Genomic DNA, 24,495 nt, shown 5'->3' with positions numbered 1-24,495 from the left:
CGCTCGGTTGCGAGAGTGTTGCACACGTCACAACGCCTGGGAAGCCCTCTCCAGAGGGAACTTCGGCCCGCTCCCCCGGCGGATCTGCCCCGCGGGGAGCGCACCGCTCGACCAAAACTGAAACAGGTTCTACTCTGGGCGCGTGACCACAGAGCTTGGATACGCCGACTCCCACGACACCTCGATCGAGGAGCGGTACGCCGCCGTACCGCTGCTGAGCGGAAAGGTCCTGGTCGTCTCCGGCATCGGCCCGGGCCTGGGCCGCTCGCTGGCCGAGGAGGCCGCGAGGATGGGCGCGGACCTGGTCATCGCCAGCCGCACCGAGTCCCGGCTCCTCGAGCTGCAGGCGGAGCTCGAGGGCCACGGCGGCAAGGTGGTCAGCGTGGTCGCCGACGTGACGGACGAGGACTCGCGGGTCAACCTGCGGGACCGGACCCTGGAGGCGTTCGGCCGCGTCGACTGTGTCATCAACAACGCCTTCACGATCCCGCCGATGGACCCGATCACCCAGATCGAGCCCCGCAAGCTCGCGAAGGTCAACGAGACCAACGTGTTCGCGCCGTTGCGTCTCTCGGCGCTGTTCGCCGACGCGCTCGCGGAGAGCAAGGGCTCGATCATCATGCTCAACTCCTGCGTGGTGTTCTCCTCGCAGCCCGAGTACGCCGGCTACAAGCTGTCCAAGGGCACCCTCGAGCACCTCGCCTCCTCGCTGGCCACCGAGCTCGGACCGCGCGGGATCCGCGTGAACAGCGTCGCGCCGTCGTACATCTACGAGGACGTCAACCGCGGCTACTTCGACTTCCTGGCGGCCGTCGAGGAGAAGACCCATGAGCAGGTGTACGCCGAGAAGGCGGCGCCGACCGACCTGAAGCGACTGGCCTCCCCGCGGGAGGTCGCCCGGGCCGCGCTGTTCCTCGCCTCCGACCTCGCATCGGCCGTCACCGGCCAGATGCTGACGGTCGACTGCGGCGAGTTCCACGACTGACATGTCCGACAACGTCATGACCCGGGAGCGCCCGGACGTCGGCAGCTACGAGGACATCGTGGCCGCCGCCGTCCGGACCACGGGCATGAGCGACTTCGGCGACGGCGCCCACGAGGAGGGCCTGCGGGTGCTCACCGAGGACCTGTCGTCGGCGGAGGCCGGGCTGACCCCGCGGGGCAACTACTTCCAGCGCTCCGAGGTCAAGAGCGCGCTGGTCGGCGTGCTGCTGACCCAGGCGCAGTTCGCCGCCCATCCCGAGCACCGCGACGTGCCGATCGAGCGGCCCGTCTTCGTGATGGGCCTGCCGCGGACGGGGACGACGGCGCTGCACCGGCTGCTGCACGCGGACCCGATGGCGCAGGGCCTGGAGATGTGGCTGACGCAGTACCCGCAGCCGCGGCCGCCGCGCGAGACCTGGGTGTCCGACCCGATCTTCGGCGCCATGCAGCAGGCGTTCTCGGCGCACCACGTCGAGTCGCCCAAGTTCATGGGGATCCACTACATGGACGCGACCACCGTCGAGGAGTGCTGGCGGCTGCTGCGGCAGACCGGCAAGTCGAACTCCTACGAGTCGCTCGCCAACGTCCCGCGCTACACCGCATGGCTGCGGGCGCAGGACTGGACCGACGCGTACGCCCGGCACAAGGAGAACCTCCAGCTCGTCGGGCTCAACGACCCCGAGAAGCGCTGGGTGCTCAAGAACCCCTCGCACATGACGGCGCTCGACGCGCTGATGACGGTCTATCCCGACGCGCTGATCGTCTACACGCACCGCGACCCGGTCGTCTGCATCGCGTCGTCGTGCTCGCTCTCGGCGGAGACGACCGACGGGCACTCGACGACGTACGTCGGGCGCACGATCGGCGAGACCCAGCTGGACCTGTGGTCGCGGGCCTACCACGCGTTCCACGACGCGCGGCCGCGCTACGACGCCGACCAGTTCGTCGACGTCGCGTTCTCGGACCTGCGCTCCGACCCGCTCGGCGTCGCGCGCGGGGTCTACGAGACGTTCGGCCTGGACTGGACCCCCGAGGTCGAGGTCGCGATCACCGAGCTGGACGCGGAGTCGAGGTCCGGGAAGGCCGCGCCCTCGCACTCGTACACGCTCGACGACTACGGCCTGACCGAAGCCCAGGTCCGTGCCGCCTTCGACCGATAGGACACTGATGAAGAAGCGCGTGGTCGTCTGGGGAACCGGCGTCGTCGGCTCGATGGTGATCGCCGAGATCCTCGACCACCCGGCGTTCGAGCTGGTCGGGGTCGGCGTCACCCGCTCCGAGCGCGCGGGGCAGGACGTCGGGACCCTGATCGGCGTGCCTCCCACCGGCATCGTGACGACGACGTCGGTCGACGAGCTCATCGCCCTGGAGCCGGACGCGCTGGCGCACTACGGCCCGACGGCGCAGTACGCCGACGAGAACATCCGCGTGATCTCGGCGTTCCTGCGCGCCGGCATCGACGTCTGCTCGACCGCGATGACGCCGTGGGTGTGGCCGGACCTGAAGCAGGTCCCGGGCGACTGGCGCGACCCGATCACGGCCGCCTGCGAGGAGGGCGGAGCCAGCTGCTTCACGACCGGCATCGACCCGGGCTTCGCGAACGACCTCTTCCCGCTGACGCTGATGGGGCTGTGCGGCCGGGTCGACTCGGTGCGCGCGTCGGAGCTGCTCGACTACACCGACTACGAGGGCGACTACGAGGACGAGATGGGCATCGGCCGGCCGCCGGGGTTCACGCCCCTGCTGGAGATCCCCGAGCTGCTGATCATGGCGTGGGGCGCGACGGTGCCGATGATCGCGCACGCCGCCGGCATCGAGCTCGACGACATCACCACGACCTGGGAGAAGTGGGTGACGCCCACCGACCGCAAGACCGCCAAGGGCGTGATCGAGGCCGGGAACGTCGCCGCCATCCGCTTCACGATCAACGGCGTGTACGCCGGGCGTGAGGTGATCACCCTCGAGCACGTCAACCGGATCGGGCTGGACGCCGCCCCCGACTGGCCCGCCGGCTCGGCGGACGACGTATACCGCGTCGACATCGCCGGCTCACCCTCGATCAGCCAGGAGACGGCGTTCCGCTTCACCGACGGCTCGGGCCGAGCGCCGGCCGTGGCCGGGTGCCTCGCGACCGGCCTGCGCGCGCTGAACGCGGTGCCGTACGTGAACGACCTGCCCGCCGGCTGGGTCACCGCCCTCGACCTGCCGCTGGTCCCGGGCGTCGGCACGATCAGGTAGCCAGCCACTCCCGGACGCGGTCGAACGTCTGCGGTCCGGCGTCCTGGAGCACGCCCGCGGCCAGGTCGGCGATCGTGACGGCTCGCAGCGACTCGCGCCACGCCTGCTCTGCCAGCTGCATGACGCGGTTGACGCCGCACGGGCGCTGGCAGACCTGGGGGCTGGCCGGGAGCGGCCCGTTCTGCCGGATCTCGGTGCAGCGGAACGCGGGCTCGCGGCCCTCGATCGCCTGGACGACGTCCAGCACGGTGATCTCGTCACCGGGCCGGGTCAGCAGGTAGCCGCCGACCCGTCCTTCCGTCGAGGTGACCAGGCCGGCGCGCGACAGCTGCTGGAGGTGCTTGGCGAGGTAGGTCCGCGAGATGCCGTGGAACTCCGCGAGCCGCTGGGTCGGCACCGGTCCCTCGGCCTGGCTGAGCACGACGCAGCAGTGCACGGCCCACTCGACACCGCCGGACAGCTTCATGCCGGCCATCCTACGCGAATTCGTGGATGACAAGTATCCGAGTTAGTGATCTAATCGTGGATAGAAGGTATCCGAGTTACAGAACAGAGGAGCAGACCATGAAGATCGCCATTGCCGGCGCCACGGGCCGGATCGGCGCCCAGCTCGCCGCCCTTGCCCGCTCGCAGGGCCACGACGTCGTCGAGATCGCCCGCGAGACCGGCTTCGACCTGCTGGCCCCGGTCGGCCTCGAGGACGCGCTGGCCGGCGCCGACGTCGTCGTCGACGTGACCGCCGCCCCGCTCGAGGTGGCCGGCGACTTCTTCCCCGCCGTCGCCCGCAACCTGGGCGGCGCTGCCGCCGCGGCCGGCGTGCCGCGCACCGTCGTGCTCTCCATCGTGGGCGTGGACAGGAGCCCCGACTACGACTACTACGTCGCCAAGCTCGAGCAGGAGGAGGCGTACCGGGCGACCGCGCCGGGCGTGGTCGTGCTGCGGGCGACGCAGTTCCACGACTTCGCCGGCCAGATGCTGGAGTGGAACACCCAGGACGGCGTCGCGCACATCATCGACGTGCCGACCCAGCCGGTCGACACCCGGGAGATCGTGAAGCTGCTGCTGGAGGTCGCCACCGGGGAGGTCGAGGGCGACGTCGACCTCGCCGGCCCGGAGCAGGAGAACCTCGTCGAGCAGGTACGCCGCCTCGTCGAGCGCGCCGGCTCCGACGTCAAGGTCGAGGCCGTCGACGGCCCGCCGAGCATGATGGGTGGCTCGATGCTGCCCGGTCCGGACGCGCTGCTGCGCGGCCCGAGCTGGGCCGAGTGGCTCGAGCAGGAGGGGTAGGCGGGGAGCGCCGGCGTGGACCACCATCCGGTCCTGGCGCGTTTCGCCCTCGCCGGGCCGGGTTACGGTGGTCCGTGCCCTCGATCCGCCCGCTGGTGCTGCTCGCCGTGCTGTTGGGGCTGTCCGGGGTGTTCGCAGTCACGGCACCGGCGTACGCCGACGACGATCCCCGCGTCGTGCGCGTCGGCACCGAGGGCGTGTACCCGCCGTTCTCCTACCGCGACCCGGACACGAACCAGCTGACCGGCTTCGACATCGAGGTGATGAAGGCGGTCGGCGAGGAGGCCGGCTGGGACCTCCGGTTCGTGGAGGCGCCGTTCGACTCGCTGTTCCCCGCGCTCGACTCCAACCGGATCGACGTCATCGCGAACCAGGTCACGATCACCGGCGAGCGCAAGGCGCGGTACCTGTTCAGCACGCCGTACACGTACTCGCACGGCGTGATCGTCACCGCGAAGGACAACGACGACATCACCTCGCTCGCCGACCTGAAGGGGAGGACGACCGCGCAGACGGCGAGCAGCAACTGGGCGCAGGTGGCGAAGGACGCCGGCGCGAAGGTGCAGTACGTCCAGGACTTCGGCCCCGGGGTGCAGCTCGTGGAGCAGGGCCGGGTCGACGCGATCGTCAACGACAACATCGCGGTGCTCGACTACCTCGCGACGTCAGGCAACGACAAGGTCAAGATCGCGGGGGACGCGGGCCACGACGTGCTGGAGCAGGCGCTGGCCTTCCGGAAGAGCGACCCGCAGCTGCAGCAGGAGGCGGACGACGCGATCGCCGCGCTCACGAAGGACGGCACGCTCGCGAAGATCTCCGAGAAGTACTTCGGCGCCGACGTGACGGTGCAGGGTGGGTCGAAGGACGTCGACGTCAAGGCCTCCGACTCGCGCACGAGGTGGCAGGTCGTCAAGGACACGGCGTGGCCGATGTTCGTGGGGCTGGTGAAGGGCAACATCCCGCTCACGATCTTCAGCTTCGTCATCGGCATGGTGCTCGCCGTCGCGGCGGCGCTCGCGCGGCTGTCGTCGCTCCGCGTGCTCGACTGGATCGCCCGCGCGTACATCTCGGTCATCCGCGGCACCCCCCTCCTGGTGCAGCTGTTCATCGTGTTCTTCGGCCTGCCGGCGATCGGCCTCGACTTCGACCCGTACCCGGCCGCGATCGTCGCGCTCAGCCTCAACGTGGGCGGGTACGCCGCGGAGGTCGTCCGTGGCTCGATCCTGTCGGTCCCGAGCGGGCAGTACGAGGCAGCGACCGTGATCGGCATGGACTACTGGCAGTCGATGCGGCGGATCATCCTGCCGCAGGCTGCGCGGATCGCCGTACCGCCGCTGGGCAACACGCTGCTGTCCCTCATCAAGGACTCAGCCCTCGCCTCGCTGGTGCTGGTGCCCGAGCTGTTCCGGGAGGCGCAGGTGACGGCCGCGGCGACCACGGAGTACCTGCCGCTCTACACGATGGCGGCGCTCTACTTCTGGGTCGTGTGCTACCTCGTCAGCCTGGCGCAGGGTCCGCTCGAACGACGACTGAGCAGGTACGCCACATGACCGACCTGATCGAGGTGCACGGGCTGGAGAAGTCCTTCGGCCCTCACCACGTGCTGCGCGGGGTCGACTTCGCTGCCCCCGCCGGCTCCGTCACCGTGCTGCTCGGCCCCTCCGGCTCGGGCAAGACCACGATCCTGCGGTCGATGAACGTGCTGGCGACCCCCGACGCCGGTGTCGTCCGGATCGGCGACTCCTCGATCGACTTCTCCCGTCCGCCGGACCGCCGCGCGATCAAGTCGCTGCGCGCCCGCAGCGGCATGGTCTTCCAGGCGCACAACCTGTTCCCCCACAAGACCGTCCTCGGCAACCTCATCGAGGGGCCGGTGCAGGTGCAGAAGCGCTCGCCCGACGAGGCGGCCGCCGACGCCCGGGCGCTGCTGGAGCAGGTCGGGCTCTCGGGGCGCGAGGACGCCTACCCCTCGCAGCTCTCCGGAGGACAGCAGCAGCGCGTCGGCATCGCCCGCGCCCTGGCCCTGAAGCCCGAGGTCCTGCTCCTCGACGAGCCCACCTCCGCCCTCGACCCCGAGCTGGTCGGCGAGGTCCTCGCCGTCATCCGCGACCTCGCGGCGGAGAACTGGACACTCGTCATCGTCACCCACGAGGTCCACTTCGCCCAGGACGTCGCCGACCAGGTGCTGTTCCTCGACGAGGGCGTCGTGGCAGAGCGTGGTGGCGCCGAGGTGCTCACCGACCCGCAGGAGGAGCGGACCCGACGGTTCCTGGCCCGGATGCTGGACGCCGGCTGAGCCTCCGGCCTCCTCCGTGGCCCGCTCAGCCGGAGGAGGCGACCTGCTGCTCGACGATCGATCGGGCGTCGGGGTCGACGACCCAGCTGGCGAAGTCGGTGCGCCCGAAGTGCTGGTCCGACGCCCCGGCGCCGGCGGTCTTGTTGCCCAGCGTGAGGTTCCGGCTGTTGCTGACGGCACCCGGGTTCCACACCAGCGAGGTGACCACCCCGTCGACGGTCACTCCCACCGCACCGTCGTCCCGCCAGCAGACCGCCGTGTGCCACGCACCGTCGTCGACGTTGACCGTGGAGGTGATGAGCCGGGCCCCCGTGGTGCCCTTGACCCGGCAGTCGACGGTGCCCTGGGCGGGCGAGACCAGCTGGAGCTTGACCTGCCCCGGGTCGCCGAAGAGCCCCTTCTGCATCAGGTTGCCGCTGTAGCTGCTGGTGTTGGGGATCGGTTGCGACGTGAAGACGATCCCCATCGCGAAGTCCTGCGTGCCGGGGTTGTCGTACCGGCTGTTGGCCGCCGTCCCCAGGGAGGGTGCCCTGGTGAACTCCACGGCGCCGCCGACCTTGCCGGGCACCGACCCGATGCCCTGTCCGGTGAAGGTCACCGGCTGGGTCCCGTCGGCATCGCGGACGACGCCGTTGCTGAGGTCCATGCTCCAGGAGTTGCCCGGCGTCGCCGCGAAGGCCGCAGGCACCACGGACAGCGCGGCTGCAGCCGCGATCGCCACCGCTGTGGCACGAGCCTTGGACATGAGTCGCTCCTGTCGCCGGTAGTGCGGTCCTACACCCCCCACGGCCGTCGGCAGAAGGAGCGGAGGACAGGATCACCACGATTGATGAGACCGGTCAGGGGCGCACCGTCGCCGGCTGCGGGCAGCGCGCGGACCGTCCAGCGCCGGCGCCTGAGACGTCAACGCTGGACGGCGGGGCCCGGTCAGCAGTGGTGGCCGGCCCGGGGTGACCCCGTGCACTGCCCACGGAGTCCCCTCGGGAACGCCCGCCCGGATAGGGACGATCTCGGATCAGGCCAATGGGCATCACGAGCCCGAGATCACGAGCGCTGGTTCAAGAGTAGGCGCCAGCCCACTCACCCGCCCTCGCCCGAACTGGGGAAGTTCCGAGCCCGGCTAGTACCCGCGCGGGCGGGCGGGGGTGTACAGCCAGCGGCGGAACATCCGGTGCAGTCGATCACCCGAGATGCGTTCGCTGAGCCCGATGAAGCCATGTGTGGACGCCCCGCCGTGCCGGTGCAGTCTCGCCCAGCTCCGGAGAATGTCGAAGAAGTGGTCGGTCCCGACGCGCTGCCGCAGGACCTGCAGCGTCATCGCGCCTCGCAGGTAGGCGGGACCGAACAGGTCGGCCGGATCCGAGAGCGCGGCCGGTGCCGGCTTCCAGAGATCTGACTTCGGTCCGTTCTGCCGGTACAGCGCGCGGAACGTCGCGCGTGTCGAGTCTCCGCCGTGGGCGGCCGTCCAGAGCCACTCGGCGTAGGTGGCGAACCCCTCGTTGAGCCAGATGTCGCCCCAGTCGCGGGGCGTCACCGAGTCGCCGTACCACTGGTGGGCGAGCTCGTGGACCAGCACGCCGACGCCCGGGCCGCCCGGGTAGACCGGCCGGTCCTGGGTCTCCAGCGCGTAGCCGACCGACAGCTCGTGCGCGACCATGCCGGTGCTGTCGAAGGGATAGGCGCCGAAGCGGCGCTCCTCCCAGCGCACGATCCGGGGCACGAGGTGGCGCGCCCCGCGCTGCGGCCCGAGGCTTCGCTCGACGAACGACCAGACCGGCAACCGGCGGCCGCCGACGGTGCGCATGGTCGACCGGAACACCCGGTAGTCGCCGATCGAGATCATCGCGAGGTAGCTCGCCATCGGCTCCCCTTGGCGCCACGTCCACGTCGTTCGCGCTCCGTGGCGCGACCGGTCCACCAGGATGCCGTTCGCGACGACCGCCCGGCGGCTCGGGGCGGTGACCTCGAAGGTGTAGCGCGCCTTGTCGCGCGGGGTGTCGTTGTCGAGGAACCAGGTCATCGCACCCACCGGTTCGTTCACCGTGGTCGCCCCGTCGGCGGTGGCGATCCACCCTTCCGACGACCCGTCGGGATCGGTGTGGCTGTGCGGGGTGCCGTGATAGGCGACCCTGGCGGCGAAGGCGCCGCGCACGGGCCGCACCGGCGTGATGACGAGCTCGTGCCCGTGGCGACGGAACGTCGCCTCGCGACCATCGACGCGCACCTGCTCGACCCGGAGCCCCTCGAGGTCCAGGGAGAACGACGACAGGGGGTGACGCGCCCGAGCGGTCAGCCGGGTCGATGCGGAGATCGAGCCGTCCCGCCGGTAGTCCAGCACGATCCGGTAGCGCTGGGCGTCGTAGCCGCCGTTGCCGGCCTGCGGGAACAGCGAGTCGCCCGACCCGGTCGAACCCGGAGCCGGACCGGGCCCGGGCGCCGCTGCGAGAGGACCGGCCGCGCCGCCGACCACCACGGCCGTCGTCACCGCGGCGCACACCATGCCCTTCAGGGACGAGATCGCCGCCATCCAGCGACCCTAGGGGCGGCACCGCGCACGCACAACGGCGTCGTCGCAGCGAGGCCGACAGCCGCCGGATCTTCACCAATTGTGACGTGTCGCGACGATCCGGGCGGTGTGATGATCAACGCGACGACCGACCTGTCGGCCGTGCCACACCTTCATCATCGCGTTCATGCCTGGGGAATCTCGGTCAGCCACGGCAGCGCGGCCCGGTTCGAAGCCACGTTGCACGCCCGTCGGGGACAGCCCCGTGAGTCTTCTCGATCGGGGATGGTCACCCATGTGGAGCAAGCGTCGTCGTGTCCTGGTTGCCACGCTGTCGGCGGGGGTCCTCGCCATCGGTCTCGGATCGACGGCCGGCACGCCGTCGGCCGGGGCGGCACCGTTCAACCTCCACCACCTCAACAAGATCCAGAGCCGGCTGGTCTCCGGCGAGCTGCACGCCGCGCTGAGCGGGCCGGGAGCCTCCACGAACTCCGTCCCCGGCGGCGGCGACGGGGACCAGGACCACGGCGCCGACGGCGCGGCGAACACACCGCCGGACAGCATCGGCCCGAGCGTCGGACAGGGCGGCCTGCCGGCCAACGTGGCGCCCGCCGGCACCGGAGCGTGCAGCCAGCGCTTCGGCAGCAACGTGAAGGTCAACCAGAACTGCCTGAACATCTCGGACCCGGACCTCCAGGGACGCGGTCAGGCCAACAACGAGAGCTTCATCGCGCAGGACCCCTTCGACCGCCGCCACATCATCGCCTCCGACAACGACTACGTCCGCGGTGACGGCACCTGCGGCTCGGCGTACTCCCTGGACGGCGGGCGGTCGTGGAACAACTCCACGGTCCCGGACGTCTTCACCCGGGGCGGCGGGGCCAACGCCCGTCAGTACTGGCAGGCGGGCGGGGACACCTCCGTCGCCTGGGACACGCGCGGCAACGCGTACCTGTCCTGCCAGCTGTTCAACCGCGGCCTGGTCGCGTCGAGCGACCCGGACCAGTCGAGCTCGTTCGTCGTCTTCCGCTCGACGGGGAACAACGGCGCATCGTGGAACTTCCCGGGCCGCTACGTCGCCGCGACCTTCGACCAGCCGGGCACCGCGGGAGTCCTGGAGGACAAGCAGCTGATCGCGGTCGATGCCTCGCGGACCAGCCCGTACCGCGACCGCGTCTACGTCACCTGGACCGAGTTCGCCGCGGACGGGACCGCGTACATCTACGAGGCGTACTCCAGCGACTACGGCGAGACGTTCAGCCCGCGCGTCCTGGTCAGCGCCGACAGCGACCTGTGCCCCACGACGTTCGGCGTGGCGACCCCCCAGGGCCGCTGCAACGAGAACCAGTTCTCCGACCCCTTCGTCGGGCGGGACGGCACCCTGTACGTCACGTGGTCGAACTTCAACAATGCGGTCACGGCCCCCGACAACCGCAACCAGGTGCTGCTGGCCAGGTCGACCGACGGCGGTGCCACGTTCAGCGCGCCCGTCAAGGTCAGCGACTACTACGACCTGCCGGACTGCGACACCTACCAGGGTGACGGCGCGGATCCCGGGCGCGCCTGCGTGCCCGAGAAGGGGTCGTCCACGAAGTCGGTCTTCCGGGCCACGAACTACCCCTCGGGCGCGGTCGACCCGACCAACCCGAACAAGGTCGTCGTGACCGTCGGCTCCTACATCAACCGCAACTCGAACGAGTCCCACGGGTGCACGCCGGCGGGCGTCTCCCCTGACACCGGCCAGGACCTCTACACCGGGGTCAAGACCGGCGGGTGCAACAACGACATCCTGGTCAGCGTCTCCCGCGACCGCGGCGCGTCGTTCACCGGCACCACGACAGACCCGCGGGCGATGACCTCCGTGACCCAGGAGCGCCGGCAGTCCACGACCGACCAGTTCTGGCAGTGGGCGGCGTTCAGCTCCCACGGGACCCTGGCCGTCGACTACTACGACCGGCAGTACGGCTCGGACGAGCGCACCGGCTACTCGGACCTCAGCCTCTCGGGGAGCCGTGACCTCGCCGGGTTCGGGACCACGCGCGTGACGACGAGCTCCATGCCACCCCCGACCCAGTTCCCGGGACCGAACGGCGGCCAGTTCTACGGTGACTACACCGGGCTCACCGTGACCGACGAGCGGGCCCACCCCGTGTGGAGCGACACCCGCCCCGTGGACGTGTTCCTCTGCCCGGACAGCGCCACCGGACCGGGCGACCCGCCGCGGTTGTGCACGGCGACGGAGACGAACGGGCTTCGGGCCAACGACCAGGAGATGTTCACCGACTCGGTGGCCATCCCCACGGGACGCCACTGGCACCATCCTCCACGCACCTGACCTCGGCGAGGGTCGGACCGGGCACCGGACCCGGCCCGGCCCCGCACGGGGAGCGTCGGACCAGCGAGCTCACTGCTTGGCCGCGGCCACCTGCAGCAGCGTCGTGCCCTCGCACGTCTCCGAGCTCTTGATCGCCCAGGTGCCCGAGTAGCCGTTGCCGGACCAGGTCGCCTCGGCGTCGTCGTGCTCGGCCTCGCCCTGGGTGGCGACGAAGCCGGCTTCCTCGAGGTCGTGCTGCATGAACGGCAGCACTCCCTCGAAGCTCGACCCGACCTGGGCGGTGACGGCCAGGCCGCCGCCGGGCACCGGCTCGGTGCCGGTGACCACGGTGCCCGGCGGGAAGGGCCAGGCCGTCGGGAAGGTGCCGTCGCTGGGGAGCGAGGCCGGGGAAAGACTGCTCATGCACGACGGGGCCGGTGAGTCGGTCGCCTCGTCGCTGTCACCCCCGCACGCCGACGTGAGCGCCAGGCCCAGCGTCGCCAGGGCGAGCCCGACGGCACGGGACCGGATGGCCGCCCTCATCTGTCGTACTTCGCGAACAGGGTCTTGCCGCTCAGCTGCCGGACGATCGCGCCGTGGTTGACCAGGCCGTTGGCCGACACCGTGTCGCTGGCGACGCAGTCGCTGGCCTTGTCGAGCGCAGGACCCACGCAACCGTCGGCGAGGCCGACCATCACGTGGCCGGTCCGGTCGATCGTGATGGCGTCGAAGTCGAGCAGGTTGCGGCAGGGGTTGCTGCCGCCGGCGTTCCAGATGCACCCGCGCTGCACGGGGTCGCCGGGGGTCGCGTCGACCATCTTCCACGTGGCGCCACGGTCGTAGGTCGTGGCTATGTAGAGATGCCACGCAGCACCGGTGAAGGTCTTGCCGTCGGCGGACTTGCCGAAGGACGCCGCCTGGGTCGATCCGGGCGTCCGGGTGCCGAGGAAGGCCACCGAGGCACGGTCGCCGTCGCCGGCCACCACCATCGCGAACTCGGTGTTGCGGATGCCGGCGAGGCTGCCGATGTTCAGGTTGCGGGTCCAGGTCCTGCCGTGGTCGCGGGAGATGGCCACGCGAGCCTCCCCGGTGCCGTCGGCGTAGGAGACGTAGAGCGTGTTGTCCTTGCCGATGCCGACGTACGGGTCGGACTGGCCGGCGATGCTGCCCGGGATGGTGCGGACCGTCCAGGTCTGCCCGCCGTCACGGGACACCGCGACGCCCTGGTGGTTGCCGCAGACGGCGTTCGGCACGTAGGCGGTGCCGTCGGGGCCGACCTGCACGTGACCGTGGATGCCCGAGCACTCGGTGCTCCACAGCGCCACCGGCGCGCCGAAGGTGACACCGCCGTCGTCGCTGCGCGAGCAGTAGGCCTTGCCGAGCACCAGCGCTCCGCCCTGGCTGCAGTAGTAGACGGCGTGCGGGTAGCTGCCCGACATGCCCTTCGGGTAGGGGCCGCCGCCGATGGTCTGGTGGTCGAAGCCGTTGATGCCCGTGCCGCAGCCCTGCGAGGGTCTGCCCGGCGTCGTGAAGTCGTCGTCGGAGTACGCCGTCGCGGAGCAGGCGAGGTACAGCTGGCTGACGATCGTGCGACCGGTGGTGTGGTCGGTCCAGCCGATCGGGTCGAGCGAGATCTTGTTCGAGGGGTCGGTCGGGTCGGTGTTGACGTTCTTCCACGTCGAGGTGCGCGCCCGGTCGTCGAAGTGGACGACGTACTCGTCGGTGTTGGAGGTGAAGAGGGTGTTGCCCGACTTCCAGTTGCTGCCGATGCTCGGCTCGCCCGCGTTGTCGGCGACACCCGCGGGAGCGCTGAACTGGTGATAGGTCGGCGCCTTGGCCTTCGAGGCCGCCACCTTGCGCGGCTTGATCGTGTACGCCGTGGCCGTGCCGGTGTAGGCGGTGCCCGTGGGCGGGTTCTGGAACGCGCACACCAGCACGTTGTAGGTGCCGGGCACGCGCGAGGTGACGTTGATGCCCTCGAGGTTCTGCGAGCCGTCGGAGGCGGCCACGAGCTTGCCGTCGGGGCCGTAGAGATACATCGCGAGGTCGTTGGTGGTGTTGGCACCGGCGTCGTCGGTCCACCTCACCGAGAACCTGACGAGGGTCTCGTAGCGCCGAGGCAGGTCCTTCGGGAACGACACGCGCACCTGGTGCTGGCTGTTGAGGCTCGGGTTCGCCGGGTCGCAGGCGCCGGTGGGGTCGTCGACGCCGAGCTGGCCCCACACCAGGCCCGAGTTGCCGTTGTTGAACGGCGCGTTGCCCTGCCACGAGGTGCTGGCGTGCCCCGGCGCTGACGGCACGCTGACCTCGGAAGGGCCCGAGGCCGGTGCGGACGAGGCGTTCGCGACCAGGCATGCGCAGGCGGCGGCGACGGCCGCGGCTCCGATGAGGAGGCGGCGTTGGAGAGCAGGCATGCTGGGACAACGACACCGGCCCGGCGCGGTTACCGGCGGCCGGTTCAGCAAGCGGCCACGTGTGGCAGTTCCGGGTGTCCAAGCCTGAGGAAGGCGGCGCCGACACCGGCCTGACCGACCATCAGGTCCGGGCAGACTGTCGACAGTTCCTCGGATGGCCAGCCGCCAGGGGTTCGAAACAGCATGAGGCTCTCACCGAGACGACGTGCGTTCTGCAGGATGGTGTCGTCCCCGGTCAGCTGCCAGAGGTCGATGAGGATGTCGGCGTTGCCGGCGAGTCCGTGACACTGCGTCGTGCCGTGCCAGGTGCGCGCGGCCGTGGCTCGCGCGGCGGCCAGGGCGCCGTCGAGGTACTCATCCGCGCCGGCTGCTTCATAGGCTCTGGCAAGGAAGCGTGCGATGCCAGGCGCACCGTGGCACCACCCGCTGAAGTTCGAGGGAGCCTCATTGGCCCGCGTACCCCACGTGAGCCCGCTCTCGTCGATGAGGCAGCTGACCCCCTCCGCCAGGGTCCGATCGGCCACCCGTCGCACGGTCGCGCGCACGGCGTCCGAGTCGGTCGCCACCGCACACTCCGCAAGGAAGAACCCGATGCCCGCCGACCCGTGAGCGAAACCGAGATACGCGTTGCCACTGAGCGATTCGTGGCCGGCGGGAACAACCCAAGCGGCATCGGCTGCGGCGACTGCATCCATCAACTGATCTGCATGGTCGAGGGCACGTGCCAGGAACGTGTCGTTGCGCGTCGCCTTCCACAAGGCCAGGTTGTAGAGACCGGTGCCCGCCGTTCCCGTGAGGAGATCCGGCGAGTGTGCGCGCATCGATGCGGCTTCATCGCTCACCGTCTCGGCGCGGGCGAGCCACCTCTCGTCGCCGGTCGCCTGGTGGAGGCGCAGAAAGAGCAGACCCGGCCCGCAGACGCCGAAGTACAGGCCCGGCATGTCTCCCTCGCGCGGAACGGCCGGCTCCGTCCTGTCCAGCCAGTTCGCGCACGACACGACCGCACGCAGGTAGTCGTCTTCCCCGGTCGCGCGATGCAGCTGGAGAAGGAAGAGCGCCGTGCCGGACGAGCCCGCGTAGAGATCCCGTCCGGCGATGCCTCCGACGATCGGATGTGGCGACACCCACGACGTGCCGTGGCTGTCGTGCACCGCCGACGCGGTGAGGAGCTCACCGACTTCGGTAGCCGCCTGGAGGAAGTCTGTCGGTTCGCGCCTTGGTGACGGCCCGGGGCTCGCGGACCACTCATCGAGGGAGGCAGCGAGGATCTCGGCGACGGCTGACGCATCACGGGGCCGGTCGGCCGGGTCATCGGCCAGGCATCGCTCGATGAGCGGGAAGATCGGGCTCGACGGATCACGGGATCGCTCGAGTGCAGCGACGGCTGCGGGGGCTGGGAGCATGGCGCAGTCGACGGTCGTCGCTACGGCGAGCAGGGTCGCGCCAAGCGCGAAGATGTCGTCCTGCTGAGTTCGTGAGACCGCGCTGTCGGCCTGATGCGGCGACACGTAGCCGCGGGTCCCCATCCCGCCCACGAGCGCTTCGTCGAGCTGGCCGCCCAGCTCGAGATCGATGAGGTTGAAGCCGGTCTGGGTCATGATCAGGTTCGCGGGTTTGAGGTCTCCGATGACGAAGCCCTCTCGATGAATCGTCGACACCACGCTGCACACCTGTTCCGCCCAGTGCGCGATGAGGAGCGTCGTCGGGCGCGTGCCTGCCGCTGCGAGTCCGTTGAGGACGCTTCCGAGCGGCTCGCCGTCGATGAACTCGTAGACGAGGTAGGCGGCATCCGGGGTCTCCCAGTAATCACGGAGCCGAGGCACGGCTCCGGTGTCGGCGAGTCGCTCCAGGCATCGCGCTTCCTGTCGAAGGCGCGCCCGGGCGTCGAGTCCGTCGCTCGCCTCCATCACGTGTGCGTAGGCCTCCTTGACGACGACGAGGAAGTCGCCGCGCTCTTCGATGTCGAGCGCAATGGACGTCGCACCCTTCGGCGACGCGTGCAGCCGTTGAACCCGTACGTACCGGTTCTCCAGCAGGTGGCCAGCAGGCTCGCCCGCATCGCGTGCGCCATCGGGAAGCGCGACATGCCCCGGCGGGGGGCTGGGCTCGGCCCTGTCGTCGACTTCCAAGACTCCCGTGGCGGTCACCCGTGCAGGGACGATCCGCCCAGTGAGCAGCTGGAGGCGTCGACTCGTGAAGCCTCCGTAACGAACGTGTACGAGGCTCGAGTCCGCGTAGCGCTGCTCCGAGCGGATCTGCGGACCGGCGAGACCATCGGTGGCCAGGTGCAGCTCGGCGGCGAGCTCGGCGGCGGCGGTGTCGTGCGGAGGGTAGGCGGTCAAGAACTTGCCGACCTGGGTGATGCCGCCTCGGCCGCTGGAGAGAAAGGCGAGCTCGTGCAGCGTGGAGGCGTGCTTGAAGGGGACCCTTCGCCTGACGAGCAAGGGCAGGCAGCGTTCGAGCACGTCGCCCGCGCTGCCGACGCTCGCCGAGACGTGGAGCTTCAGTCCGATCTCGGGAAGGCTCTGTCCCCTCGGCCGGTATTCGGTCCAGAACGTCGCCGAGCTCTCGAGTTGGCTGGTGTCCCAGCCCGCGAACAGGCCCGCCGCGCGCGCGGAGGCGATGGTCTGTTGTATCGGGTCGTCCCCTGCCGCTGACACGTCAGCCCGTTCATGCCTGCGTCTGCGCCGCAAGAGTGGTGGTGCGCTCGAGCTGCATGTCGATGATGCCGTGCTCGACCCCTTTCAGCGGGACGCGGAGCATGCTGGCCGCGCCGTACCGCCATTTCGCGGCATCCCCGTCGATGACAGCGCGCAGGTCGCTGACCTCGGCGAGGGCCTCACGAGAGCGCCCCTGCGACTGGTCGACCCTGGCGACGTTCGATGCGAGATGGATCAGCTTGACCGTGAGATAGCCATGGCCGAACTCTTCCGCGAGCACCCGTCCCGCATCGAGCGCTCGGGTCAGGTCGGCGATCGCAGCCTCGCTGTTGCCCTCCTTCCAGTGCACGAGCGCGTGGACCGGAAGCGTCGAGAGCTCGCGCGCCGCGCTGAGCTCATCATCATCTGGCAGCTCGATCGCATCGACGGCTGATAGAAGTCGCCGAGCTTCGAGGAGATCGCCGGCCTTTGCGTGCTGCGCGGCTTCCTGGCCGTAGTCGAGGAGCACCTGCAACGTGATGATGTCCTCAGGATCGTGTCGGGAGGACATCGTCGTGAACTGGTCCGCGATGAACTGCCGGCCGGCGCGTAGCTCCGCCTCCCGGAGGGTGGCGACATCCATCGTCGCACCGACCTGCGACTCGTCGAATCTGCGAGACATGAGGTGCCCCCGATGGCCGCGCGTCACTTTCCTTGTCGACCGGCTGCCTTCGTCGGCGCTGCAACCTCGCGTCCGATCAGGACCTCGAACGGCACGGGGTTGCGTCGCTCGTCTGCCAGGTTGGTGATGTTGGTTCCGATGCAGCTGGTCACGCAGCAACTGGAGCAGCAGCAGTCCCAGGTCCACAGGCCCAGACTGCCGCCGAAGTTCGGTGCTTGGAAGTCCTCCGCGGCCATGGCGATCGCCATCGGAGCAGCGACACCACGCTCGAACAGCACCGAGGCGAATTCTTCGGGGCTGGACCTGACGCGCTTGTTCAGCTCTTCGTCGTCGTCGCACTCCTGCTTGAGGTTCTTCACCTTCTGCAGCGACGACCTGTAGCTCGCGATCTGCTTCTGGACGGTGCCCAGGATCCTGTGGGTTGCTTCGAGCTCGTCCGGCTCAGCATTCCTGTCACGGGAATAGTTCGGCATGATGCCCCTCCGTTGCCGACATCGGATGCGCATTCTCTCTTCGACAATCACCACATCGGAGACCCGAATGCATGGTCGGGGCCGTTTCGCACGGCCGTGTCCGTCGGACCGGCCTCGGGCCGGTGTTCCCTTCCTTGCTACGCGTGGCGTCGGCGGTAGTCCATAGCGCAGAGGTGCTCTTGACAGGTGGTGAGCTCGATTGCGAAGGCGTACGAAGCCTTGGTCCGCTCGGGCACACCCGGGCTCTTGTGTGAACTCGCCGGCGCAGGTCCACTGGTACGGGCGCACAAGACGGTCGCGGTGCCGAGGATCGATCGACGGAGACGAACGTGGACGACATCGAGGTCACGACACTGTTCCGCAAGGCGATCGCCGACAACGACGACGTAGCGATGCGCCGAGGCATCGAGCAGATGCTCGGCCTCAGCGACGGGGGCGCGCTGTCGGCGGAGAAGGAGTACCTGCTTCGCCACCCCGAGTACGTGATGGAGATGCCGCAGTCGAATGAGCGCATCCGTGGGCGCGACGCCATGCGCGCGATGCAGGAGTCATTCCCGACCCCGCCCGAGGTCCAGCTGCGACGAGTCCATGGATCCGGCCGGACCTGGGTCGTCGAGGGCGTCAACGACTACGACGGTGACGTGTGGAACGTCGTGCTCATCCTCGAGCTGAACGACGACGGGTTGATCGTTCGAGACACGCGCTATTACGGCCAGCGTTCCGAGCCTCCGCAATGGCGATCTCCTTGGGTCGAACCGATCGAGTGAGCGTCGGGGCCCACGGCCGGTCCTCCGTCGCAGCATCCTGACGCAAGGGTCTGTTCGCACCATTGACGCCGAGGGCAGCATCAGGCGACGAGCGTCCACACTCCGTCGTCGACCTGCCGGTAGGTGCCGGCGCGCAGAGCGAGCAGGGGTGGGGCGTGGGAGGTGTAGGTGTGGCCGGTGGGGGTGGTGATCTCCACGGCGTGGCCCCGGGCCTCGGGCGAGGGTCGGGCTCGCCAGCCGGGGGCTTCCTTGGCGTAGTTGCAGGTCGCGCAGAGTCCTTGGCCGGCCGCGGCGGTCGTGGTGCCTGCGTCGGCGGCGCGGACCACGTGGTCGCGGTGGCGGATCGGGGCGTTGCACCAGGGTGTGCGGCAGAACTGGTCGCGCAGCTCGAGGAACTCGCGGAGCCGGCCGCGGAAGAGGCGCTGGTGGGAGTCCATCGCGACCAGCTCACCGGTGTCCGGCGACGCGTAGAGGCGGCGCAGCCAGAGGCGGGAGCCGGTGTCGAGGTGGTCGGCGACCAGGGACCGGGCGAGCTCGGCGGGGATCGGGCCGTGGCCGGGCAGGTGGGCGGTGTCGGGGGCGCCGGCGAGCAGCGCCGCGTCGGTCATCACCAGCCCGAGGGTGACCGGGACGACGGGGCGGCCATCGACCAGCGGCGCACCGGTGACCCGGGCGACGAGCGTGTCGGCCATCAGCTGGCCACGGCTGCGCGGCTCCCCGGAGGCCACCGCGGTGTCGGCCTGGCGGGTGAGGGCGGCGTAGCAGGCGACCGCCTGGGCGACGGGCAGCAGCACGGTGAGGTACGCCATCGTGTCCGGAGCGGGGCGGACGGTCACGCACCGCTCGGACTCGGCGCGGCGCCGGCGCTCGGCGACCGAGGCCGGGTCCAGCCGGGCGGCGAGCTTGCGCAGCTCGCCGAGCACGACCCGGTCGGAGTACGACTCCACGGCCTCGGCGTCGCCGGCGATCGCCCGGTCCACGGCCCGGCGGTCCTGCAGCGACAGGCAGGCGGTCTCGCGCGCGATCAGCGTCGCGCGCCACTCGGCGATCCGCCCGGCACGGAACGCCGCGCGGGTGTGCGGCAGCTCGAGCAGCACCCGCGCCAGCGCGAGGTGCTGCTGGCCGCGGTGCGGTGACTCGCGGCGGGCGAGCGCCACCTGTGCGGCCGCGCCGCGTCCCTCACCGAGGGCGGCGGCGAGCTCGGCCTGGGCGGCCTCGGCGGCGCACTTCAACTTCTCGAGCTCGCGGATCACGTCGACCCGCTCGGCGTCCGTCATCCCGGCGGCGTCGAGCGACTCGATGCAGTACCGGAATGATTCGAACATGTGTTCGATTATACGCTTCTCCTATGCCGATGGCAAGCCCCGGACTCACATGATTGTTGCCACCGCACGCGGCCTGCGTCTGGTCTGCAGGTCGGCATCCTGGGGCCAGTACGGCGGAGGCAGGCCGTTGGTGTTCTCGCTGGTGCCGCATCGCCTGGGGCCTTGCGACGCTGCCGCTGCTCCACCGTGAACCGTGCTCCAGGCACGCGCCGCAACCTCCACCTGACGGGCGACTTCGTCTAGAGCCCGCCCGGCGTGCCGCACGTGCCGGTCAACACCAGCGACGAACTCCCCACCTGACGGGCGATCTCTGATCACGAGGCTCCGGTCGCGAGCCGATCAGCGAACCCGGATCCGCGCGCCGCGCCGCGGGACGCTGGTGATGTTGCGGACCTTGGGCTCGTCGTCGCCGACGGTCTCGACGGCGTACGACGCGAACACCTCGCGCAACACCGCCACGCCCTCCATCTGCGCGAAGCCGGCACCGATGCAGCGGCGCACCCCGCCGCCGAACGGGATCCACGTGTTGGGCGGCGGGTTCTGGCCGAGGAAGCGTTCCGGCTTGAATGCCCACGGGTCAGGATGGTTCTCGTCGCGCTGGTGGGCGAGGATGATCGACGGCCCGACCGTGGCGCCGCGCGGCAGGTCCCAGCCGCCGATCGTGGCCGGCTCCATCAGCGTGCGCACCACCATCGGGATGATCGGGTGCAGGCGCATCGACTCCTTGAAGACCGCTTCGAGGTACTCGTCGTCGCCCCCTGTTGCGGCCGTGCGACAGCGCGCCAGCAGCTCCGGGTCGCGGCCGGCCTCGTAGAGCGCCCACGCCAGCGCGCTCGCCGTGGTCTCGTGGCCGGCGAGCAGCAGCGTGACCAGCTGGTCGCGGAGCTCGGTGTCGCTGAGGGCGTCGCCGTCCTCACCCTGCACGATCAGCCGGGACAGCACGTCGGTGCGGTCCGCGAGGTCGGGAGCGGTACGCCGCTCGCGGATCTCGGCGTACATCAGCCGGTCGAGCTCGAGCTGGTTCTCGATGGTGTCCTTCCAGATGCTGAACCGCTGCAGCCACGGGTAGCCCCAGCCGAGCAGCACGGCCGGGCTGATGTTCACGGTCTTGTTCACCCGCGGGCGCAGCTCGGCCAGCCGCTGCTCGTCGGTGACGCCGAAGACCACGCGGAGGATCACCTCGAGGGTGAGCCGGTTCATCCGGTCGAGCGAGCGGAAGTCCTCGCCCGGCGTCCAGGTCGCGACCTCGGCCCTCGCGACCTCGGTGACCAGCGCCTGGTACTCCCGCAGCGCGTGCCCGTTGAACGCCGGCATCAGTAGCTTGCGGGCGCGCTTGTGCTCGCCGGAGTCCTGGAGCAGCAGCGAGTGCTCGCCCATGATCGGGCCGAGGATGCCGTTGGCCTTGCCCGCGTGGAAGATCTCGGGGTCGCCGGCGAAGATCTCCTTCGCGTGCTCCGGCCGGGTGAAGAACACCAGCGGCCGGCCGCCGGGGGCGAGCCGCACGCTGAAGACGTCGCCGTACTTGCGGCGCAGGTACGGGTGGAACCGGTGCCGGAACCGCAGCAGCCCCACGGTCTGGATCAGCACCGGCCACCTCGGTCCCGGCGGCAGGCCGGTGCCGTCCACCGGCGGGAGCTTGTCCTGGTTGCCCGGGCTCATCCGGCGGAACCGCTCGCTGGTCAGCCTGCTGACGTCGTCGAGGGTGGTCACCTCCCGGAGGCTACGCCCGCTATTGAAAATGCGTCAATAACCTCGGCGTGAGGTGGCGGCGCAGGAACGCCACCTGGTGGCGTACGGCGGGCTCGTGCCACTCCTTGCCGGGCCAGACGTCGAAGTGGTCGCAGGGGTAGTGGCGCACCTCGGCCCGGCCGGCGAACGCCGCCTTCGCGGCCGCGTGCGGCGGCGCACTCCGGTCCAGGTCGGCGATCTGCACGAGCAGCGGAGCGCGCACGTGCCTGGCCTGCTTGCCCGGGCGGTGGTTGCCGAGCTCGAGCCCCACGGTCGCGTCCACCTCGTTGCGCCACGTCGGCCCGGCGATCGCGAGGTAGTCCTCGAGGCAGCCGTCCAGCGTGAGCGCGCCGAGCTCGCCGGGCCGGGCGACCACCGGCATCATCCGCGCGCGCCCCAGCCGCGAGCGGATCCCGAGGGCCGTGGACCGGAGCATCGCCGAGGGCTTGTGGTGGGCCAGCGCGTGCCGGCCCGCGGCCATCCCGTCGACGAGCGGCGTCAGCGAGACGACCCCCGCGACGTCGTCGCGGTGCGCGGCCGCGGCGAGCACGTGGCCGCCCGCGAGCGAGACACCCCAGAGCACCAGCCGCTCCGGGTCGGCGCCCGGGAGCCGGGCGGCCGTCGCCATCGCGGCGCGGTAGTCGTCGAGCTGGTCGGCCATCGACACCGTCTGCCGCGGCGCGCCGCCGCTGGCTCCGAAGCCGCGGTAGTCGAAGGCCAGCACATCGAGTCCGGCGGCGGCCAGCGCCTCGGCGAACGGCTGGAGCCCGGAGTCCTTGGTGCCGGCCAGGCCGTGCGCCATCACGACCACCGGCCGGCCCGCGTCGGTCGCGAGCACGTCGCCCTCCCCGGTGAAGTGCCAGGCGTGGCACTCGTCGTCGCCGGACCGGAAGGTCAGCTCCTGGTACTTCATGCGTCCCTCCCGTAGATGGCGGCCAGCCAGACGTGCACGACCGACTCCAGGTGCGTGTCCCAGTCGAAGCCCTCGGGGGCGCGCACCAGCCGTTCGAGGGTGCGGTCGTTCAGGTCGAGCAGCGCGGTCGCGATCGCGTGCGCGTCCGGCCCGTCCGGCGCCGCACCGGACGCCCGCTCCCCCGCGACCAGCTCGGCGACCAGGTCGACGTACGACTGCTGGAAGGCGTCCCACTGGTCGCGTACGGCGGGGCTCGCGGCGCGGGCGTCGAGGATCGCGCGGTAGAGGTGGGTGCGGTTGCCCCAGCCGACGAAGATCGCGCGGATCGCCGTGGAGATCCGGTCGTGCACGCTGCCCTCGCCGCCGAGCACCTCGGCCGCGACGAAGCCCTCGGCGTACATCTCCTCGTAGAGCGCGGCGACGGCCGCCGCCTTGTTGTCGAAGTAGAAGTAGAAGGCCGACCGGGTCACCCCCGCCCGCCGGGAGATGTCGGCGATGTTGATGTCGTCCAGGCTGGACCGCTCGAGGTACTCCTCGAGCGCGGCCAGCAGGGCCGTCCGGCGCTCGTCGCCCTTGGTCGCGCTCATCGGCCGGCCCTCGCACGCTTGAGGCCGTTCGGGATCTCCCGCGTGCGCATGTCGTGCTCGTAGAGGAAGTAGTCCAGCTGCTGGGTGTGCCGGGCCGTCGGGACCATGTGGCCGGTGTACTTCCGGGTCTCCTCGACGATCACCCGCTCCATCTCGGCGACCGGCGGCAGCCGGTAGTGGCCGGCGGCGTACGCGCCGAGCAGCCGGGCCTGGCACTCCACGAACGGGAACAGCGTGGGCGTCGCCTGGGCGAACCCGGCGAAGACGAGGTCGTCGATGCCGGGCTTGAACATCCGCTTGTAGAGGTCGATCCGGTTGTCGGGCGCGCTGAGGAACCCGGGGTCGAAGAAGGGGAAGGTGATGTTGTAGCCGGTCGCGTAGACGATCACGTCGAAGTCCTGGCTGGATCCGTCCTCGAAGTGCACGGTCTCGCCGTCGAGTCGGGCGACGTTCCCCTTGGCGACCACGTCGCCGGAGCCGAGCCGCAGCGGCAGCTCGACCGACTGGGTCGGGTGCGCCTCGAAGAACTTGTGGTTCGGCGCCGGCAGTCCGTAGTCCTCGGGCCGTCCTGCGGTCACCGGCTGCATCACCTGGACGAACTTCCGCTGCCACTTCAGCGGGATGTAGGGCGAGGTCCGGTAGTACTTGTCGGCCGGCTTGCCGGCGAAGTACTTCGGCACGATCCACGCGCTGGAGCGGGTTGACAGCACGACCTCGTTCTCGAGCGCCCTGCTGGACAGCTCGACCGCGATGTCGGCGGCGCTGTTGCCGATCCCGACGATCAGGATGCGCTGCCCGGTGAAGTCCATCGGCGTGCGCGGGTCGATGTAGTGGTGCGAGTGCAGGGTGACGCCGGTGAACTCGCCGGGGAAGTCCGCGAACCGCGGGTTCCAGTGGTGCCCGTTCGCGACGACCAGCAGGTCGAAGCGCCGGTGCTCGCCCGCCTGGTCCAGGATGTCCCAGCCGCCGTCGGCGAGCCGCTCGGCGTGCACCACGCCGTTCTGGAACTCGATGTGCTCGCGCAGGCCGAATGCGTCGGCGTACCCGTCGAGGTAGTCCTTGATCTGGGTGTGGTGGGGGAAGTCCGGGTAGTCCTCGGGCATCGGGTAGTCCCGGAAGGACAGCTGGTGCTTCGAGGTGTCGATGTGGAGGGAGCGGTACGCCGAGCTGTGCCCGTTCGGGTTGCCGAACGCCCAGTTGCCGCCGACCCGGTCGGAGGACTCGAACGTGGTGTATGGGATGCCGTAGTCGTCGAGCATCTTGCTGGCCGTGAGCCCGCTGATGCCCGCCCCGATCACCGCAGTCGTGGGTCGCGCCATGCGCGGGACGCTAGTGTCCGGAC

Annotated in this window: 21 protein-coding genes; 8 read left to right on the top strand and 13 right to left on the bottom strand. The window is 70.3% G+C overall.

Features of this window, described 5'->3' with window-relative positions:
- The first annotated feature begins 142 nt into the window (after window positions 1-142).
- The 3 genes from ACVW2K_RS05120 to ACVW2K_RS05110 are packed head-to-tail and all read left to right on the top strand — an operon-like array spanning window position 143 to window position 3,222.
- Entirely contained in the window at window positions 143-985 is an 843-nt protein-coding gene (locus ACVW2K_RS05120; protein ID WP_457201775.1) for an SDR family oxidoreductase, read from the top strand.
- Between the two features lies 1 nt (window position 986).
- Window positions 987-2,144: a sulfotransferase family protein gene (locus ACVW2K_RS05115; protein ID WP_457201774.1), complete on the top strand. Its 1,158-nt coding sequence runs from the start codon at window positions 987-989 to the stop codon at window positions 2,142-2,144.
- 7 nt (window positions 2,145-2,151) lie between these two features.
- Window positions 2,152-3,222, top strand: coding sequence for an NAD(P)H-dependent amine dehydrogenase family protein (locus tag ACVW2K_RS05110; protein WP_457201773.1), 1,071 nt, complete (start codon window positions 2,152-2,154; stop codon window positions 3,220-3,222).
- On the opposite strand, the gene ACVW2K_RS05105 is transcribed toward ACVW2K_RS05110, so the two are convergent.
- The gene (locus ACVW2K_RS05105; protein WP_028636684.1) at window positions 3,215-3,688 is read right to left on the bottom strand and encodes an RrF2 family transcriptional regulator; all 474 of its coding nucleotides are present in this window, start codon (window positions 3,686-3,688) and stop codon (window positions 3,215-3,217) included. The genes ACVW2K_RS05110 and ACVW2K_RS05105 overlap by 8 nt on opposite strands.
- Before the next feature lie 98 nt (window positions 3,689-3,786).
- Between ACVW2K_RS05105 and ACVW2K_RS05100 the strand changes: the two genes are divergently transcribed.
- The 3 genes from ACVW2K_RS05100 (at window position 3,787) to ACVW2K_RS05090 (ending at window position 6,805) form a co-directional block, all read left to right on the top strand.
- Entirely contained in the window at window positions 3,787-4,509 is a 723-nt protein-coding gene (locus ACVW2K_RS05100) for an SDR family oxidoreductase (RefSeq protein ID WP_457201772.1), read from the top strand.
- Between the two features lie 74 nt (window positions 4,510-4,583).
- Window positions 4,584-6,059 carry an ABC transporter substrate-binding protein/permease gene (locus ACVW2K_RS05095; RefSeq protein WP_457201771.1) on the top strand — a complete coding sequence of 492 codons (1,476 nt, stop codon included), beginning with the start codon at window positions 4,584-4,586 and terminating at the stop codon, window positions 6,057-6,059.
- A 5-nt stretch (window positions 6,060-6,064) separates the two neighbouring features.
- On the top strand, window positions 6,065-6,805 hold the full coding sequence (locus ACVW2K_RS05090) for an amino acid ABC transporter ATP-binding protein (protein WP_197025260.1): 741 nt from the start codon (window positions 6,065-6,067) through the stop codon (window positions 6,803-6,805).
- A gap of 25 nt (window positions 6,806-6,830) precedes the next feature.
- Here the strand turns inward: ACVW2K_RS05090 and ACVW2K_RS05085 are convergent, their stop codons facing one another.
- Both ACVW2K_RS05085 and ACVW2K_RS05080 read right to left on the bottom strand, forming a co-directional pair.
- Entirely contained in the window at window positions 6,831-7,550 is a 720-nt protein-coding gene (locus tag ACVW2K_RS05085) for a LamG domain-containing protein (protein WP_457201770.1), read from the bottom strand.
- A gap of 375 nt (window positions 7,551-7,925) precedes the next feature.
- Entirely contained in the window at window positions 7,926-9,332 is a 1,407-nt protein-coding gene (locus ACVW2K_RS05080) for a M1 family metallopeptidase (protein WP_457201769.1), read from the bottom strand.
- Between the two features lie 274 nt (window positions 9,333-9,606).
- Between ACVW2K_RS05080 and ACVW2K_RS05075 the strand changes: the two genes are divergently transcribed.
- Window positions 9,607-11,646, top strand: a complete 2,040-nt coding sequence (locus ACVW2K_RS05075; protein WP_457201768.1) for a sialidase family protein — start codon at window positions 9,607-9,609, stop codon at window positions 11,644-11,646.
- A 69-nt stretch (window positions 11,647-11,715) separates the two neighbouring features.
- On the opposite strand, the gene ACVW2K_RS05070 is transcribed toward ACVW2K_RS05075, so the two are convergent.
- Genes ACVW2K_RS05070 through ACVW2K_RS05050 form a run of 5 tightly spaced genes read right to left on the bottom strand, consistent with a single transcriptional unit; the run spans window position 11,716 to window position 17,833 of the window.
- Window positions 11,716-12,168 (bottom strand): hypothetical protein, encoded by a 453-nt coding sequence (locus tag ACVW2K_RS05070; protein WP_457201767.1) that lies wholly within the window; start codon window positions 12,166-12,168, stop codon window positions 11,716-11,718.
- Window positions 12,165-14,039 carry a hypothetical protein gene (locus ACVW2K_RS05065; protein ID WP_457201766.1) on the bottom strand — a complete coding sequence of 625 codons (1,875 nt, stop codon included), beginning with the start codon at window positions 14,037-14,039 and terminating at the stop codon, window positions 12,165-12,167. Before ACVW2K_RS05065 ends, ACVW2K_RS05070 begins: the two co-directional genes overlap by 4 nt.
- A 44-nt stretch (window positions 14,040-14,083) precedes the next feature.
- Window positions 14,084-16,699, bottom strand: a complete 2,616-nt coding sequence (locus ACVW2K_RS05060) for a lanthionine synthetase LanC family protein (protein ID WP_457201765.1) — start codon at window positions 16,697-16,699, stop codon at window positions 14,084-14,086.
- Window positions 16,700-16,709: 10 nt separating this feature from the next.
- Window positions 16,710-17,360 carry a hypothetical protein gene (locus ACVW2K_RS05055; protein ID WP_457201764.1) on the bottom strand — a complete coding sequence of 217 codons (651 nt, stop codon included), beginning with the start codon at window positions 17,358-17,360 and terminating at the stop codon, window positions 16,710-16,712.
- A 23-nt stretch (window positions 17,361-17,383) separates the two neighbouring features.
- Window positions 17,384-17,833, bottom strand: coding sequence for a hypothetical protein (locus ACVW2K_RS05050; protein ID WP_028636693.1), 450 nt, complete (start codon window positions 17,831-17,833; stop codon window positions 17,384-17,386).
- Window positions 17,834-18,162: 329 nt separating this feature from the next.
- On the opposite strand from ACVW2K_RS05050, the gene ACVW2K_RS05045 reads away from it, so the two are divergent.
- Window positions 18,163-18,600, top strand: a complete 438-nt coding sequence (locus ACVW2K_RS05045; RefSeq protein WP_457201763.1) for a nuclear transport factor 2 family protein — start codon at window positions 18,163-18,165, stop codon at window positions 18,598-18,600.
- Between the two features lie 80 nt (window positions 18,601-18,680).
- On the opposite strand, the gene ACVW2K_RS05040 is transcribed toward ACVW2K_RS05045, so the two are convergent.
- The 5 genes from ACVW2K_RS05040 to ACVW2K_RS05020 form a co-directional block, all read right to left on the bottom strand.
- Window positions 18,681-19,925: an HNH endonuclease gene (locus tag ACVW2K_RS05040; RefSeq protein ID WP_457201762.1), complete on the bottom strand. Its 1,245-nt coding sequence runs from the start codon at window positions 19,923-19,925 to the stop codon at window positions 18,681-18,683.
- A 339-nt stretch (window positions 19,926-20,264) separates the two neighbouring features.
- On the bottom strand, window positions 20,265-21,635 hold the full coding sequence (locus tag ACVW2K_RS05035) for a cytochrome P450 (protein ID WP_457201761.1): 1,371 nt from the start codon (window positions 21,633-21,635) through the stop codon (window positions 20,265-20,267).
- A 19-nt stretch (window positions 21,636-21,654) separates the two neighbouring features.
- Window positions 21,655-22,566 (bottom strand): alpha/beta hydrolase, encoded by a 912-nt coding sequence (locus tag ACVW2K_RS05030; protein WP_028638047.1) that lies wholly within the window; start codon window positions 22,564-22,566, stop codon window positions 21,655-21,657.
- On the bottom strand, window positions 22,563-23,153 hold the full coding sequence (locus tag ACVW2K_RS05025) for a TetR/AcrR family transcriptional regulator (protein ID WP_457201760.1): 591 nt from the start codon (window positions 23,151-23,153) through the stop codon (window positions 22,563-22,565). The genes ACVW2K_RS05030 and ACVW2K_RS05025 overlap by 4 nt, the downstream gene beginning before the upstream one ends.
- On the bottom strand, window positions 23,150-24,472 hold the full coding sequence (locus tag ACVW2K_RS05020; protein WP_457201759.1) for a flavin-containing monooxygenase: 1,323 nt from the start codon (window positions 24,470-24,472) through the stop codon (window positions 23,150-23,152). Before ACVW2K_RS05020 ends, ACVW2K_RS05025 begins: the two co-directional genes overlap by 4 nt.
- Window positions 24,473-24,495: the final 23 nt, after the last annotated feature.

The sequence above is a fragment of the Nocardioides sp. HB32 genome (genome assembly GCF_054058995.1).
Note: the sequence above shows the minus strand (reverse complement) of the source record. Positions and strands in the feature narration are given on the sequence as shown.